Genomic DNA, 15,058 nt, shown 5'->3' with positions numbered 1-15,058 from the left:
CTTCAGTTCCTTCAACTGATCTACGCCCATCCCACCATATTGCTTGCGCCAGCGGTAATAAGTCTGTTCGACAACGCCGATCCGCCTGATCGCATCAAGACGGGACAGGCCTTGCCCCATCAGAACCTCAACCTGCCGCAACTTCGAGACAATCTCTTCCGGCTTCGGTCGCTTGTTGGCCATTCTCGATCCTCCGTTTCCTAATCATAACGGCGGACCACTTCACTGGGGGAGGATCACACTGCCACCTGGCCTGGTTTTGCGCCGCCGCGTGGCCGGATTTTGCACCGCCGTTGACACGGAGGACCCTTTCCGAGCGTGGCGCAACCTTGCAACTGACGCATTCTGGGTGCCCGCGCTCTATGAGTGCCGAGGCTGCGCACGGTTGAGTTTGGCAGCTCCGTCGCGGCTTTCTCAAGGCAAGGCGACTTGACCGCGACGTTCCGTCAAATATCCTATCTGCGCAGGCCATCATGTTGGTCAGACCTCGGCTGCCTCCAGAGCAGATTGATGAGGGCGTCTCCGGAGACTGCGCCGGATTCACATTCTGCCTTGAGCAATCCACCTGGAGCTACCCCGATCTGACAGGAGGGGAGCGGCAATGCAGCCACCCGACCAGCCGGAAATCTTTCGCTTCGGGGATTTTCTGCTCGACCCCCAGCGACGCGTGTTGATCCGGGACGGCAAACCCGTAGAGCTCGGGAGCCGGTCCTTCGATCTGCTCGTGGTTCTGGTGCGTGCCAGAGGGCAGGTGGTCAGCAAGAACCAGATCCTCGACGAGGTGTGGCCCAACCTGACCGTGGATGAGACAAACCTGCGGTTCCAGATCTCGCGCCTGCGCAAGGAGCTCTCGGAATCCCCGGTGGAGGGTGAATACATCAAGAGCGTGGCAGGGCGCGGCTACGTCTTCGTTGCGCCTGTCACGGTGCAAAGCCCGCCGGACAATGCCGGAGAAGCACGCAGCCCGGAGGTTCAGACACGCATTCCCACCCGGGTCAAACTTCTCTTCGGACGCGAGGAGAACCTGGACAAGCTGCATGAACTGCTGTTGCAAGCCAGGTTCGTGAGCATCGTCGGCAGTGCGGGACTGGGAAAGACCACCACGGCCATCGAACTTGCGCACAGGCTGAGCGATCGGTTCGGCGGCAACGTCTTCTTCGTGGACCTCGGGCTGGTGGACAGTCTGGATGGCGTCTTGCCAGCGATTGCCGGGGCGGCCGGTTTCTCCTTCGCGTCGGGCGACATGCTGAGGGGGCTTGTGACCTTTCTTGAAAGGCGGCATGCGCTGCTCATCCTCGACTGCTGCGAACACGTACTCGACCCCGTTTCCGAGATCGCGGCCACGCTCTACAGGGAAAATCCGTCGGTCTTCATTCTTGCCACCAGCCGCGAGCCCCTCAGGGCGCTCGGGGAGAACGTCTACAATCTCCCGCCGCTCATGCTGCCGGAGATGAAGCCGCAGGAGGTCACCGCGGCCCAGGCGATGCTTTCTCCCACCGTCCAGCTCTTCATGACCCGGGCGAACGAATGCGGATACGGCGGTCACCTTGAAGACGAAGATGCGCTGGCGCTGGTCAACATCTGCCATCGGCTGGAAGGAAACCCTCTGGCGATCGAGCTGGCGGCCAGCCGGGTCAAGATGTACGGGTTTTCGGGTTTGCTGGAGGTGCTTGACAAGCGGCTGTTCCTTAGCTGGCCGGGCCTGCGCCACGATCCGCGCCATGCCACGCTCAGTGCGGCGCTCGATTGGAGCTTCGCGCTTCTGTCGGAACACGAGCAGAGGATTCTGACCCGCCTGTCGATCTTCGTGGGCTCGTTTACGCTGGAGGCTGCCGCAGCCATCTGCCGGGATCTTGCCGACGACCAGTGGGCAGTTGCACGCGTGATCGAGGAGCTGGTCGACAAGTCGCTTCTCTCAACGCAGCGCGGTTCCAGGGCTCTCAGATACCGGCTGCTCGATATCACCCGGATTTATGCGGAAGTGAAGCTGCTGGAAAGTGGCGAACGGGATCACGTCGCCCTTTGCCATGCGCGGTATTTCCTGAGTGTCCTTCAGGCGCGGCACACCGAGATCGAGCAGAATGCGTGGGAGGTTCTTGAGGCGGGGCTGCTGAGCAATATCCGGACAGCGCTCGAATGGTGCTTCTCGACCGGGGGAAACAGCGAGCTTGGCATTGAGCTCGCGGCATTGGCCTCGCGTCTTTTCATCGAGCGGGGTCTGATGCGGGACTGTGTGCGGTGGTGCCAGACTGCCCTGTCTCTCATCGAGAACGCGCCTGAACCCACGAAATCAGCGCTGCTGCTGCAGCTGTCGCTCGCAACCTCGATGATGTATGCGCAAGGGAATATCGAGGCGGTAGGTGGTGTGCTCGATCGCGGTTTGGAGATCGCCACCGCCCTTGGAGAGCAGGGCTATGCGCTTGAACTGCTCGCCGGGCGCAACCTTTACCATACGCGCCGGGGCGAGTTCGCCGACGCACTCAGGGATGCGGAACGCTTTGCCGATCTTGCAAGGGACCTCGGCGATCCCAGGCACCTGGTCACGGCCGAATACATCCTCGGGATCGCCTACAATCTCGTCGGCAGGCAGGAGCTCGCGCGCCGTACGCTTGAAGCAGGCTGGGCGCGCGGGCAGATGCTTGGCCTCAAGCGGATCGTCTATTGCGGCTATGACACGATCCTGCGGACGCACATAAGCCGGGTGTGGACTGCCTGGCTTTGCGGTTTCCCCGAGGAGGCGGCAACCCTGGCGGACGAGGTGCTGACGGCCTCCGCCCGGGACACCAATCCGGTGACCGCCTGCATCGCACGGCTGCTCGTCGCCCAGCAGATCCTATGGTCGGGCGACACGGAATGGGCAGAGCATGTCATTGAGGAACTCATGGAGCTGGCGACCACCCACGACCTGCGCCCCTACAGGAGCGGCGGGCACCTGCTGCAAGGCAAGCTGCTGCTCGCATCAGGAGAAATCGAGCGCGCCATTTCCACGCTCAGGGAAGCCCTGCGATCCCTGAGGGAGCTGCGGGTGACGGTTCTGCTGCCTCCCGGCGTGCGATCCTATGTCGAGTGCCTGGCAAGGACCGGCAAGACGCAGGAGGCGGAGGAAGTCCTTCTTCCAGTCCTCCAGACGGCAAAGAATTCGCCGACCTATTTCCTCCCGGAGCTCCTGAGAACCCGGGCGGAGCTGATGGGGATGCAGGGGCGGCCCGATGGGGACGTGCAGAGCGCCTATGAAGAAGCCATCGCCCAGGCACGAAATGACGGGGCGCTCGCCTGGGAACTGCGGGCAACCAATGCGTTTGCCCGGCATCTCATTGGGAGGGGAGATGATGCGAGGGCTCAAGCCCTGCTGCGGGACGTGTGCAGCCGTTTTGCCGAGGGCTGCCGGTCGAGGGATCTCGCTGATGCGCGAGCGTTGCTCGCGGAGATCTCGCGCTGACGGGGACGTGGTGCCGGCTGCCACATCCCCGTCAAGCCTCATGCCCGGATGAAGGCGAGCATGTCGGCATTGATCACCTCGGGAGAGATCGTCAGCATGCCGTGCGAATAGCCCGGGTAGGTCTTGAGCGTGCCATTCTTGAGCAGCTTGATGGTCTTGAGCGCCGAGGCTTCGATGGGAACCACCTGGTCGTCCTCACCGTGCAGCACAAGCGTGGGAACGGTGATCGCCTTCAGATCTTCCGTCTGATCCGTTTCCGAGAAGGCCTTGATGCCCTGATAATGGGCGATGGCTCCACCATTCATGCCCTGCCGCCACCAGTTCTGGATGACGCCTTCCAGGGGCTCAGCGCCTTCCCGGTTGAAGCCGTAGAACGGACCAGCAGGCACGTCGCGGAAGAACTGGGCCCTGTTTCTGGCGAGGGTGGCGCGCCATTCATCGAAAACCGACATTGGCGTGCCTTCCGGATTTTCCGGAGTCTGCAACATCAGCGGCGGAACAGCGGCGACCAGAATGGCCTTGGCGACGCGGCCGGCGGGCTGGCCGTGCCGGGCAACATAGCGTGCCACCTCGCCGCCTCCGGTCGAATGGCCGATGTGCACCACGTTCTTCAGGTCCAGAGCCTCGACGACGGCAAATGCGTCGGCGGCATAGTGATCCATGTCGTGGCCGTAGGACACCTGCGAAGACCGTCCATGACCCCGGCGATCATGGGCGACGACGCGGTAGCCCTGTGCCAGGAAGAACAGCATCTGCGCGTCCCAGTCATCGGATGAGAGTGGCCATCCGTGGTGGAACATGATCGGCTGGGCGTCCCTGGGGCCCCAGTCCTTGTAGAAGATGTCAACGCCGTCGCTTGTTGTAACGTAACCCATTTTCCTTTCTCCTGTGTTGGAAGGTTGCGTGGTGTATTCCGCCGCCAGAAGTGCTCCGGATGGCAGAATTGCGGTGGCAGCGATCGCAGTTGCCGTCAGTAAAGCGCGTCGCCGCGTAAAGTTGAGTTCGGTCATGTTGTTGCTCTCCTCTTGGCATGAGCCATCGATATCCAGGAGAGATGAGCTCATGCCTGGTTCTTGCCGTTGCGTTAATCTTTCGGGTCTGGCCTGCCCGCTTCAGGCCGGTTCTTCCTCTGCAAAGCCCAACGGCCGCGGCAATGCCCGGTCGGACACGAGCGGAGCAAAGAAAGAAAAGCGGAAGCCGTGCTGCCGGACTGGCCGCATCTCGCTGTGGGAGCCCAGGATCCTCAGCGCCTGGCGCACGATAAACAGTGCGGCACTCGAACGGACATCCTGCGGTGAGTCCGGTTGCATGAAGGGACTGAACGGCAGGACAGCCTCCTCACTCGACGATGGCTGGCTGAAGACGACGTCAATCCTGACGGCGTCTCCGCGCCTGCGCGCACCGAGGAGAACCTGGCCCCCTTCCCCGGCACGCAGCACGGCGTGGCGGGTCAGATTGCGCAGGATGGTTCTGAGCAGAAGCGGGTGGCTCACAACCACCGTACTTGTCCTGGCGCGACGGATGTAAACGCCGACGTCCCTGGCCATGTCCTCGCAGTCCTGGACAGTCTGGGCGAGCAGATTTCCCACCATGACCGGCCGCAGGACGCCTCCCTGTTCCTGGGAGTAGGACAAGGCCTCGATAAGGAGCGAGAGGTCCTCGATGATCCGGCCGAGAGCGTCCTCGCCTCTCTGCAGGAGATCAATGTCCTCGATACTCCGGATGCCCGCGCTCAGGCGTTCCAGACTGCGTCCGACGGTCTGAAGGGGCTGCCAAAGGTCATGAGCCGCTACGGTCAGGAGGAACTTTTCGAAGCTAGGCTCCGGATGCGTCTCTTCTGCGCTATGCGCCTGCAGAAAAGTCCGGGCAGGCAGCGTAAAGTCGTTGATGCTCTGGAACATGGCGGTTCTCGCTCCCGGTTTGGCCGTTTTCCCATGGGAATGAGCGTCACCGATCAGCGCGAAGATTGCGAGTTTAACGTTGTGAGATCCTGTAAGGGCACGCGCACACTGCAATAACAACTCGCGCTATCGGAAGCGTTACTTGCAATTGAGACCCGACGGTCCTTGAGAAGACAGACAAGGCGCAGCAGAAATGTGAAAGATAATCATCCCTTATACTTCCGCTGTCGCGCTTTGTCCGTCGTGCAAGGGTTCGCCCTTGCACAGCCCATCCTGCGGAGCGAGGGTGGTCGCCTGCTCAGGATGAGCCGTGCGGACAGGCCACATCGGTCATGGGAGTGATCGAGAGGGCAGAACGGCCGGACTTGGCCCACTCCTGCCCGTTCGGGCGTCTCTTGCCACATGAGCGGCAGGAAGACGCTCGTGTGGCCAGCCTACTCGGCAACCACAATTGCGGAAGCGTCAGGCACCTTCGCAAAGTTCTCATCACCCAGCTCGATGAACTGCTGCTGCTGAGACTGCCAGGTTATGGCTACCTTCTGACCAGCCCGGATGTTGGCCAAGTCGTAATTGGCAGGAAGACGGAAACGTCGCCTTCCTGGATGATTACTTCATGACCAGAGACTGCTTGAACAGTGCCAATGGTCGTGAAGGCGGAGGCTTACGCAATCGGGAAGACAATAGCTGCGGCAATTGCCGAGATGATGTAGTTTCTCATTTCTGGATACTCCTTTTCATCTGCGTGCGATCACGCGCCGACTGCCATGCGGCAGACCACACTGTACTTGGTTGTGCGTCATCTATGCTTTGGGATCGCGTGACAGCTGACAGATAGGAGCTGGATCTCGGGATGCTAATTTGTTGCCGTTAGAAGTTGTTAGATATCGCTTACAAGGCCAGAAGCTGCCCTGCACGAATGCAAATCAGTTATCTGGCGACCCTTAGAATGCGACAATGCAGGTGTGAAAGAAGGCGCGCTTCGTTAGCTGTTGTCCCTCGGATCATGCCCTCTTGGCTTGCCATAGAGCCCGATGTGGGCGTCGCCCCAGTCGAAGGTGTCGACCACCGTCAGCACCCGTATCTTGCGGCCGGTGGCGAGTTGGTCGTGCACGAAGTCCATGGCCCAGACATCGTTCGGGCCGACAGCCTCAGCACGGTCCTCGCGCAGCTTCGCCTTCACCCGCCGCTTCGGCGTCTTGTTTCTCAGCTGCATGCCCAACTCCTTGTAGAGCCTGTAGGTCTTCTTCCGATTGATCGCCCAGCCCTCCCGCCGCAGCAGGACATGCACGCGCCGGTTGATCCCCCATCCAGTCGGCCCTTCGGCAACCCATGGCACGGCGAAAAGGATGGAAAGCAATGGTTTGATCCAGCTAGTCATCCGAATTTGATGCAGAAATGATGATGAAGAAGAAGCAGAGTACGCCGTCCGCCGACCTAACTGATGTTCTCCTGCCCGATCTGGACCGCATGATCGCGGAAGTGCTGGCTACAGACGAGGATTCCGCGCTTAATGCAATAGCAGACGCCAGAGCCGGCGAGCCCGCTATCAAGGTTTCGCTAGACGAATTAATCGAAGCGATTACAAACGAAAAAGTTCACGATGAAATCGACTTTGGCGCTCCTGTCCGCAAGGAACGAATATGATTGCAGTTCACCCTGGCCGAAGGTCGCGGATGGCGCGAACTCCATGCACCGTGAGCGATTACCCGGTTTACCGAGATCGGCCAAGCTGGTGCAAGGTCGCGAGATAAGACTTCAAAGCGTCGCGGCCTTCCTTTATTGCTTCTTCCGGCGTTTCCCCATCCGCGATGCAGCCGGGATAATCGGGAAACTCAACAAGATAGCCGTTGCCATCCTCTGTCGCGAGCGGTTGCATTACGAAGCGCGGTAGCGGTAAATCCTTTCCATCATCAATTTCGATGCCTGCTCGTTGCATGAGGTCTCGGAGCGCGCGCCAATAGCTCGAATGCCCTCTATCCTCGCAGAAGCGCAAGAAGGCGTTGATGATCGGTTCTGGCCCACCGATGAAAAGATCGACGCGTTTGACCTTGTCTCGCTTTCGGCGCGGGCCATTTGAATCGTACATCACTATTCCCACGCGAAGATCAGCCCAGCCCAGACGGAAGCCGCCGAGCGGCGCGACTGGCCGTAATTGCGCGTGCGTGTGGTTTCCCCAATCGAGGACAGGCCACGTTGAATAATGGCGTCCCTGCCGTCCGAAGCAGCCATATTCACGAGCGTCTGCGGATTGCTGCCAGCGGCCTGCCCGGTAGCGGCCATGCCGCCGTTCACGGTGGAGCCACCATTTGTAGAGCGGAGCGATCCGCCTGCAAAAAATTCGGGCGGCGGCGCGCAGGTCGGCTCAAGTGTCATGCCATCGGGCCGACTGAAGCCCTGACGCCGATATTGCTCAGAATTGAGAACGTCCTGCGCAAATGGAACCCGGTGGTGGAGATAAGTTTCAGGGTTGACCATGTAGAACGGTGAGGGCGCGCTTTCGGCCAGTCCGGCACCCGATAGCCCGCCAGACCGCTTGTCTCCCCGGAAATCACCATCCGCGAGGGGCCAGACGACACCAGCTGCCTCCCCCAAGCTCCTGACCAGATCACCGGACAGAGCCGTGTAAAGATGCAGGTGGACTGCCTCCCCAGAGCCAGCAGAGCCCATGGTGATGACCTGCGTGTTGTTCTGAACCTCATCACCGACGCGGACGTTGATGGAATCGCCATGGAGATATCCGAAGCGCATTTTTCCATCGCTCGTCTCCACGAAAACGTCATTCATGCCACTATTGCGCGCGACGATGACTCGTCCCGGCACTCCCGCATAGATAGAATCGCCCCGCCCAACTGAATTGATGAGATCGAGGCCGAGGTGGTAGCCGACCGAAGCGCGGCCCGTTCGATCCACACCGAAAGGCGAGGTCGCCTTTTCTCCAGCCTGCGACATAATCGGGATTTGGAGGCACATGCCAGCGGCAATCGAGCCAATGCCTTCTATCCCATTCTCCTGCTCGCCGATGATGTGGGACACGTCATATCCTGCCCCGGAGATCAGGTAATTGCAGACGGAATAGTTGTTGCCATCCCTCACCTTCGGATGATCGCAATCACTGAGGTTCAAGAAATTGGCCAGTTTTCCGTCCGGCCCGCAGCCGAACTGACACGCCTTCAACAAGGAACTTGCCGTTATGGTGGCGCACCGACCATTGTAGCAGACCTGCTGGCCTATCAACTCGCTATAGCCATGCCGTTGGACGAGTGCCCATTCGTCGGCCAGATAGCTCAGGTGCGCCTGTACCTGCGCGCGTGGATCGTTCAAAAACTGCTCGCGCGTGCCGTGATAGTACTGCTCCAAGGTGCCGGAGCAAAACTGAAATGCGCCCACGCATCCGGCCCAATTTACCGAAGTCCAATCGCCCTCCGAAGCTGAAATGTTGGCGGCGAACTGAGCCAAGCTCGGCGGCATTCCATACTGGATCAATTCTGCCGGCGGAACGCCTGCGCTCGCGGGCGAGTGGGGCAGAGCGAGCGACACCCAGAGTGCCACCGTGGCGTGCAGGAGATGCTTGAGCTTCATTACTAAGGGTTCCCCTACTTAATTCGCGTGAATTTGAGGGGGCGGACTAATCCACCTTTTGCGACGAACTCGTCCTCATCCATGACCCTGCCGGTCGCATTTTCCATATACTGGGCTGGTCTGCGCCTGCGCTCGTAGCTCTGACCATGCCTGTTCTTGCCTTGCACGATGCGCTGCAAGAGAGGCTTCTTTGAAAAGTTCAGATCGAACCAGCGCCAGCCATGCAGATCGAGACCGTCCAGACGGCGGCGCATAAGGATATCGAAAGCTACCACATACTGATCGCGGCGCACGCCGCCGACTTCTTTTTCGACCTGCTTAACCAGTGATTGAATGGCCGTTTTTTCCCGCTCAAGGCGATCCTGAAGACAACCGCTTTCGTGAGCCTCATCGATTTCCTTTTGCTCAAGTGCCGGTATCCGGTCGAAGCGCGTAGCGACAAGTGCGTAGAAACGCGCGGCCTGCTCTCGGCGTTCACGAAATCGGTCTAGAGCATGGGTGAGCCATTCTATCGCCGTCATGAAATTCATTGGGCACTCCTTCATTTAAAGGGCAACCGCAACTGATCATCCGGGTGGGTACCGCGAATTCGGCGAAGGCGATCCATCGCCCCAAATGCGCGGGTTCGCATGCCGGCTTGCGCAGAAGGGGAAGCAAGAGACGCCTTGGCGACAAGTCCGCCATCAGTTCCCAAAGATGCAGCTGTCTGTGCGTGCCCACCCACATCGAACTTGCTGCTGGCACTGAACGTCACGCCCAGCCAGTTCATTGCCCCGTCGCCCAATTCGGTAATGAGTTGGGCGCTCAGAAGGACAATGATGCACGTGAGCATGACGTACATGGAGGCGAAGCCCAACATCATGAAAATCGACCATACGGTCTCCGACGGGACCATGAATTCCATCAGAATATAAAACAAATCATAGAGATAGCGCAGTGAAAAGCTCATGAGCATCATAGCGAAGATCAGCCCGACCACGGTGAAGAATGGCCGGAAAAAGATGCCAAAGATGGATAGCAATATCCGATTCCACGACCCTATCAGGCTTCCTTCTCGCGCGGGCGCGAACAAGGAAAGCACCGCCAGTGGAACGGCGAACATGGATTCAACAACCAGAATTACCCAAGATATGACAGCTCCGATGTAGAAGCCGAACGGTATCATAGGTACCAAAGTGCCGATGACGAACCCGAGGAACGCGAAGGCCACACCTGCTGTCAGACCCGCTCCTCCGACAGTTTCAAGCAGCTCTCCGCCGAGTGCGCCCGCAATCTTGCCAGCGCCGGGGACCCACGACAGGAAAGAACCTAAACCGGACGCAAGTGCGCCACCGCCGGCAAGCACTCCACCAATCTGCATCAAGGACTGACCTTGCTTGCTGATCGATACCATTGGATCGACATAGCCAAATCCATCATCATCGGCGGCAATCGGTGTGAACAGGTCCAACATTGACTGGTAGAGCCAGTTCAGAACCCGCGAATACGAGTTTTTTTGCTGCGTCAGTCCAGAGTAAGTTCCCTCATCAGCTTTATCCTCATCCGGGTCTGACAATCCCGCGAGAAACGGGCTCATCATGTCCCATGTCTCGAAGTCGTCGCTCGCCTTTGCGAGCATGGATGTGGTGACCGTATCGTGACGCGACCCAATCCGGCGACCTTGACCTTGCAGATACTCAACCAGATTGTTTTCGCGAACCGCTTGCAGCCGGAGATCACCGTCTGGCGACCCGTACCATGATGAGCCCATGGAGATGCCGCGCTGCCACGCGGGGGCAAAGAGCCACCCCTTTTTGCTCGCATCCGCAAGCAGCCCATCGTGAACTGCCTGCGCCTCTGAGTGGGAGAACGCGAGATTTGTGGCAGCACCGCTTGCATAATTGGCCGTCGCCCGGCGGACGGCAGTGCGGGCAGCGTCTTCTATTGTCGGAACGTCGCGCTGGCCCTCGTGTATTTGCAATGCCAGTGCGCGCGCGTCATTTGATAACGTATCGATTGTACTTACATAATTTACGAACTGCGCGCGCACGCGTGCGGCTGCAACGTGGTCTGCAAACATAATTGTCGTGCCGGGCAGACTTTGGCGGATTACCGCTGAGTTTTGCACTCCCCCACAGAAATTGGCCCGTCCCGTATAGGATGACGAGCTATCCTCGAACCGAATTGCATGTTGCAGGCGGGCGCGAAGCCCGGTGGCGCGCTCGACGTTGTGGGGCGAAACCTCGATTATTTCAGAACTTTTCGCCTCCATAGGCTTGTCTAGATTGGGTTCTGAGCTTCCACCAAGCAGCGAGACAATGCTGTTCGCATTGATGGCACAGAGGTGACCATTCACCAGTGCATCAAATGCCGAAGCGAACTGGCCCTGGATCGCGAAATTGTTGACTGACTGCCCCGCAGGCTGCGCCAAGAGTGGCTGGCCTCGCAACGCCGCGTCAGCAGTCCTAGTCCAGACCACATCGCCCAAGGCCGAACCCTGAAGCACGAGGAACAGCATTGCGACCTGCGCCAGCGAATAGCCTCCCGAAACCGGCACGAACGCAATCAAGCCGGCCATGGTCCGCATGATCGTGTACTTGGTGTCAGTCCTCTGGCCGAAAACCTTGCCATCGGATGCCGTATCCATGATGACGGTATAGATCGTGTAGGAGGTCACGATCAGCACGGCCAGCAGGCCGGCAGTGTTGAACAGGCCGAAGATAGTGGAAAGCCAGTTGCCGGCACCCAGATCGTCGGCGGTTCCCTGCAAGTAGGGGATAACCCCGCCGAACAACCGCTCCAACAGCGATCCGGCATAGTCGCCCTCGCTACGCTCGAACAGGCTGCTGAAATCGTATCGTTGTTCTTCCATCACAGCCCCCTTGCCGCTGCTCGGCGCAGTTCTTTTTTCAGCCGCCGATGGAGCGCGCGGGCGGCATGCCAGCCGGCCTCCCACGCGAATGGCAGGTTCCAAAGCGCTTCCGCGCTACCTGCACAATCAACGACAATAAATCGCATTAGCCGGCGATCTTTGATCCACCGGCAGGGCAAGCCCTGTGAAAAAGCGATTTGACCGAGGAGGAACGCTGAACCTGCGCGGTTTCGATGCGGCTTTGCGAGCTTCAGCATGGTACAGCCTCCCGGTTCGTCCGTGTGAGGCGCGCAAATGGCGTCTGCCAGTTGAATTCTTCGCGGCAAGCTCGGCCAACCATCGCCGCCATCCACGCGTCGATTTCCCTAATATTCGGGCTCTCGCAGGCAATCAGCGCAAGCAGTGCGGCCATGTTCTCGCCGGCTCGTGAGGCCGCAAACCGCCATATTCGCTCACTGCCGCCTGCCTGATTGAAGAACTGTTTGGCCGTCAGGTTGAACGCTCTCACAGCATCCATTCCGCCTTCGCGGTAGATTGCGATCCACTCGCGCCACTCGCCCGGAGTTGCGGCCAGCGCCTTTTCGAGTGTGATGGTGCCTGTCGTGCCCACGGCTGGCGCAGAGATATCCACAGCGTAGCGGGTACTTTCTTCCCTATTGTTATTTTCCTTTTTCGTAGAAGTAGAAGGTCGGGCAATTTTGTCCGGTCCATCGGACATTTTTGACCGACCAACAGCCGATTTTTCGCTTTCCTTTCCACTGTTTGGCCGATCTGCGACCGAAGCCGCCATTTTGGCTCGCTGCCGCACTAGACCTTCAAGCCTCCGCTGGCATTCCTCCACGAGTCTGGCCAATTCGTCGGCTGAAAGGCTGCCATAACGGCGAGGAAGTGAAGCGAGCCAATCGAGCAAGCCATCATCCGATATTTCCTCGCAAGCCGCGCGCAGTCGGCGGCGGAGAAAGCTTATTGTCCGACGCATCGCGAGGATACGGCCCTCTTCCTCGCGCTTTGCTTTCAGGTCGAGGCGCAGCCGCTCGTATTGGTCAACGAGCGGAGAGAAGTCGATCCCGAAGATCACGCGCCTTCCGCAAAACACTCCCCGCAGGCCGTTGCCTGCCGTGCGATCCTCAACGAATCCGATACGCGCGAGAGACAGAACATGACGGCGGATCGTGCGTTCGTCGCGGCCCCTGTCGCGGGCGATCCGCTGGACCTCCACTGCGCAAAGCGGGTGATCGAAGTCATCCTTGATGTACGACGCCATCATCGCGGCGGTTCCGTATTCCGCGTCTGTGATCAGACCGAGCTCGTTAGCATTCCGCAACGCTTGCTGAATTCGTGCGCGTCGTCCTGAACCTCTTGCGTTCTGCGTCGCAGACGGGTACGTTTGAACCGTGCTATTTTTGTAGTTGCCAATGCCGTTCCCGATGGCCGTCGGGGCGGCATTTTCTTTGGATGTCGCCGGTATGGAAGGCGGCTCCAATGCAGTGAAACCCTGTACGGGATCTGTACGGGAAAGCTCCGCATCTTCGCGCTTTGTTCGCGCTTCGAGATGCATGAAGCTGCAAGCTTCCGCGTCAAAGTCTTCTCTAAGCCTTGGATTTATTGGTTTTTTTGGCGCACCCGACAGGATTCGAACCTGTGACCTCTGCCTTCGGAGGGATTATTGCTAGCTCCGACGTTCATACGAAGGAGCACGCCATGTCACGCTATCTTACTGAAATCAAAAAAGAATTTGAATTTTCGTGCCGCCGCGCCTATCCTCCCATTCGCCACGATTTTCGCCCTGCTGCTTACGTGGTGCTTACGCGAGATGGTGGGTTTGTGACGGAGGAAGTCCATGGCTAAGCTGACGAAACGGGTTGTGGACGCCGCTGAAAGCCGTCCCAGTGATTACGTGATATGGGATGACGAACTACCCGGTTTCGGGCTTCGTGTCTTCGCCTCAGGCAAGCGCAGCTATGTGATCCAGTATCGACAGGGAGGGCGCTCGCGTCGATTCACGATCGGCTTGCATGGTATCTGGACGCCGGAACGTGCCCGCCAAGAAGCCAAAACCCAGCTCGGCAGGGTCGCCCAGGGTGAGGATCCCGCCGAGGAAAAGCAGATCGATCACAAGTCACTTTCGGTCAAGGAGCTCTGCGATCTCTATCTGGCCGACCTGCAAGCCGGCCTCATTCTTGGGAAAGGCGGACGGCCGAAGAAGCCAGGCACCATCGTGTCGGATGTCGGGCGGATTAATCGACACATCGTGCCGCTCCTCGGCACGCGTCGCGTCAAGGACTTGACCAAAGCGGATATCACCAAGGCCATGAAAGACATCATGGCTGGAAAGACGCGGCTGGTTGCCAAGACAAAGAAGCTGCGCGGCAAGTCAATCGTGAAGGGTGGCGTCGGCACAGCCACCCGGACCATCGGGCTGTTTGGCGGCATCCTGACCTATGCCGTGGAAGGCGGCATCATCGACGTCAATCCAGCGCATGGGGTACGGCGGCCGAAGGACAATATCCGAGCCCGGCGTCTGAGCGAGGCCGAATATCGCATCCTCGGAGAGATGCTAAAGGCCGCCGCCGAAAATGAAACCTATCGCATGACCGCGGAGATCATCCGTCAGATCGCCCTCACCGGATGCCGCCGAACCGAAATGGTCACCTTGGAGTGGGAGGAAGCAGATACTGATTCCAGTTGTCTTCGATTGAAAGACAGCAAGGAAGGGCGCTCTATCCGACCGATTGGCCTACCAGTAGTCGAATATCTGGAAAACCGTCGTAGGGAGGCGGATGGCGCTTATGTGTTTCCCGGCCGGGATGGCGACGCCGCGTTCGGCAGTTTCCCCAATCACTGGCGAAAAATCTTCGCGGACTCACCGCTGGCGGACATTACACCCCACGTCCTCCGCCACAGCTTCGCTAGTGTGGCCAACGACCTTGGATTTACGGAAATTACCATCGCGGCCCTCGTGGGCCACGCGAAAGGATCCGTCACCAGCAATTACATTCATACGCTCGATACTGCCCTCATCATGGCGGCCGATACTATTGCCGGCTACATCCAGGGGCTTCTAGACGGAGTCGAGTTTAAGCAGACCGCCTATGCGCTTGACCGGGACTCTCGCAAAGCGGCCCTGGCGCGCTTCCTACAGAAGGCGGCAGGTAATGACGACCGTCCAATGGAGGAGGCTCAGCCGGTCGCTGCATGATCATGACCGCCCGCGCGGTGAGCCAAGCATACAAACAAAAACCGGGTGCCTCCGGTAGATTTTAGCGGAGGCGTCCACGTCCGTCGACG

General features: G+C 59.1%; 13 protein-coding genes and 1 pseudogene. 4 read left to right on the top strand and 10 right to left on the bottom strand.

All coding sequences use genetic code 11. From position 1 onward, the window contains the following. Positions 1-183: transposase (locus L598_RS09615; protein WP_144861970.1), on the bottom strand; the 183-nt coding region annotated here is incomplete at its 3' end. A 418-nt stretch (positions 184-601) separates the two neighbouring features. Between L598_RS09615 and L598_RS09610 the strand changes: the two genes are divergently transcribed. Beyond that, entirely contained in the window at positions 602-3,439 is a 2,838-nt protein-coding gene (locus L598_RS09610) for a winged helix-turn-helix domain-containing protein (protein WP_144861968.1), read from the top strand. A 38-nt stretch (positions 3,440-3,477) separates the two neighbouring features. On the opposite strand, the gene L598_RS09605 is transcribed toward L598_RS09610, so the two are convergent. From L598_RS09605 to L598_RS09595, 3 genes and pseudogenes are all read right to left on the bottom strand, one after another. After that, the gene (locus tag L598_RS09605; protein ID WP_348642748.1) at positions 3,478-4,314 is read right to left on the bottom strand and encodes an alpha/beta hydrolase; all 837 of its coding nucleotides are present in this window, start codon (positions 4,312-4,314) and stop codon (positions 3,478-3,480) included. Between the two features lie 237 nt (positions 4,315-4,551). Then, entirely contained in the window at positions 4,552-5,340 is a 789-nt protein-coding gene (locus tag L598_RS09600) for a HAMP domain-containing histidine kinase (RefSeq protein ID WP_144861964.1), read from the bottom strand. Between the two features lie 1,051 nt (positions 5,341-6,391). Beyond that, positions 6,392-6,634: pseudogene (locus L598_RS09595) on the bottom strand (IS3 family transposase); the annotation flags it as partial. A 107-nt stretch (positions 6,635-6,741) separates the two neighbouring features. Between L598_RS09595 and L598_RS09590 the strand changes: the two are divergent. Then, positions 6,742-6,984, top strand: coding sequence for a hypothetical protein (locus L598_RS09590; RefSeq protein WP_144861962.1), 243 nt, complete (start codon positions 6,742-6,744; stop codon positions 6,982-6,984). Between the two features lie 67 nt (positions 6,985-7,051). Here L598_RS09590 and L598_RS21750 read toward each other — a convergent pair whose 3' ends face one another. Genes L598_RS21750 through L598_RS09560 form a run of 6 tightly spaced genes read right to left on the bottom strand, consistent with a single transcriptional unit; the run spans position 7,052 to position 13,328 of the window. Beyond that, entirely contained in the window at positions 7,052-7,426 is a 375-nt protein-coding gene (locus L598_RS21750; protein ID WP_246658701.1) for a type II toxin-antitoxin system HicB family antitoxin, read from the bottom strand. Positions 7,427-7,428: 2 nt separating this feature from the next. Next, entirely contained in the window at positions 7,429-8,919 is a 1,491-nt protein-coding gene (locus L598_RS09580) for a M23 family metallopeptidase (RefSeq protein ID WP_144861960.1), read from the bottom strand. Between the two features lie 14 nt (positions 8,920-8,933). After that, complete coding sequence (locus L598_RS09575; RefSeq protein ID WP_144861959.1) at positions 8,934-9,449, bottom strand: hypothetical protein; 516 nt, start codon at positions 9,447-9,449, stop codon at positions 8,934-8,936. 11 nt (positions 9,450-9,460) lie between these two features. Continuing rightward, positions 9,461-11,770: a DotA/TraY family protein gene (locus L598_RS09570; protein WP_144861957.1), complete on the bottom strand. Its 2,310-nt coding sequence runs from the start codon at positions 11,768-11,770 to the stop codon at positions 9,461-9,463. Beyond that, entirely contained in the window at positions 11,770-12,027 is a 258-nt protein-coding gene (locus L598_RS09565; RefSeq protein WP_144861955.1) for a hypothetical protein, read from the bottom strand. Before L598_RS09565 ends, L598_RS09570 begins: the two co-directional genes overlap by 1 nt. Then, positions 12,021-13,328 carry a helix-turn-helix domain-containing protein gene (locus L598_RS09560; protein ID WP_144861953.1) on the bottom strand — a complete coding sequence of 436 codons (1,308 nt, stop codon included), beginning with the start codon at positions 13,326-13,328 and terminating at the stop codon, positions 12,021-12,023. The genes L598_RS09565 and L598_RS09560 overlap by 7 nt, the downstream gene beginning before the upstream one ends. Before the next feature lie 143 nt (positions 13,329-13,471). Between L598_RS09560 and L598_RS21430 the strand changes: the two genes are divergently transcribed. Both L598_RS21430 and L598_RS09555 read left to right on the top strand, forming a co-directional pair. Next, positions 13,472-13,618: a hypothetical protein gene (locus tag L598_RS21430; RefSeq protein WP_186444990.1), complete on the top strand. Its 147-nt coding sequence runs from the start codon at positions 13,472-13,474 to the stop codon at positions 13,616-13,618. Continuing rightward, positions 13,611-14,969 (top strand): site-specific integrase, encoded by a 1,359-nt coding sequence (locus L598_RS09555; RefSeq protein WP_144861951.1) that lies wholly within the window; start codon positions 13,611-13,613, stop codon positions 14,967-14,969. Before L598_RS21430 ends, L598_RS09555 begins: the two co-directional genes overlap by 8 nt. Positions 14,970-15,058 lie beyond the last annotated feature (89 nt).

This window comes from Mesorhizobium sp. J18 (genome assembly GCF_007829525.1).
In the GTDB taxonomy this organism is placed as follows: domain Bacteria; phylum Pseudomonadota; class Alphaproteobacteria; order Rhizobiales; family Rhizobiaceae; genus VLJP01.
Note: the sequence above shows the minus strand (reverse complement) of the source record. Positions and strands in the feature narration are given on the sequence as shown.

Excerpts from the sequence above, each read along its gene's own strand:
- L598_RS09570 (WP_144861957.1), bottom strand. The coding sequence starts at position 11,770 with ATGGAAGAACAACGATACGATTTCAGCAGCCTGTTCGAGCGTAGCGAG.
- L598_RS09605 (WP_348642748.1), bottom strand. The coding sequence starts at position 4,314 with ATGGGTTACGTTACAACAAGCGACGGCGTTGACATCTTCTACAAGGAC.
- L598_RS09590 (WP_144861962.1), top strand. The coding sequence starts at position 6,742 with ATGAAGAAGAAGCAGAGTACGCCGTCCGCCGACCTAACTGATGTTCTC.
- L598_RS09575 (WP_144861959.1), bottom strand. The coding sequence starts at position 9,449 with ATGAATTTCATGACGGCGATAGAATGGCTCACCCATGCTCTAGACCGA.
- L598_RS09610 (WP_144861968.1), top strand. The coding sequence starts at position 602 with ATGCAGCCACCCGACCAGCCGGAAATCTTTCGCTTCGGGGATTTTCTG.
- L598_RS21430 (WP_186444990.1), top strand. The coding sequence starts at position 13,472 with ATGTCACGCTATCTTACTGAAATCAAAAAAGAATTTGAATTTTCGTGC.
- L598_RS09560 (WP_144861953.1), bottom strand. The coding sequence starts at position 13,328 with ATGCATCTCGAAGCGCGAACAAAGCGCGAAGATGCGGAGCTTTCCCGT.
- L598_RS09565 (WP_144861955.1), bottom strand. The coding sequence starts at position 12,027 with ATGCTGAAGCTCGCAAAGCCGCATCGAAACCGCGCAGGTTCAGCGTTC.
- L598_RS09555 (WP_144861951.1), top strand. The coding sequence starts at position 13,611 with ATGGCTAAGCTGACGAAACGGGTTGTGGACGCCGCTGAAAGCCGTCCC.
- L598_RS09600 (WP_144861964.1), bottom strand. The coding sequence starts at position 5,340 with ATGTTCCAGAGCATCAACGACTTTACGCTGCCTGCCCGGACTTTTCTG.
- L598_RS09580 (WP_144861960.1), bottom strand. The coding sequence starts at position 8,919 with ATGAAGCTCAAGCATCTCCTGCACGCCACGGTGGCACTCTGGGTGTCG.
- L598_RS21750 (WP_246658701.1), bottom strand. The coding sequence starts at position 7,426 with ATGTACGATTCAAATGGCCCGCGCCGAAAGCGAGACAAGGTCAAACGC.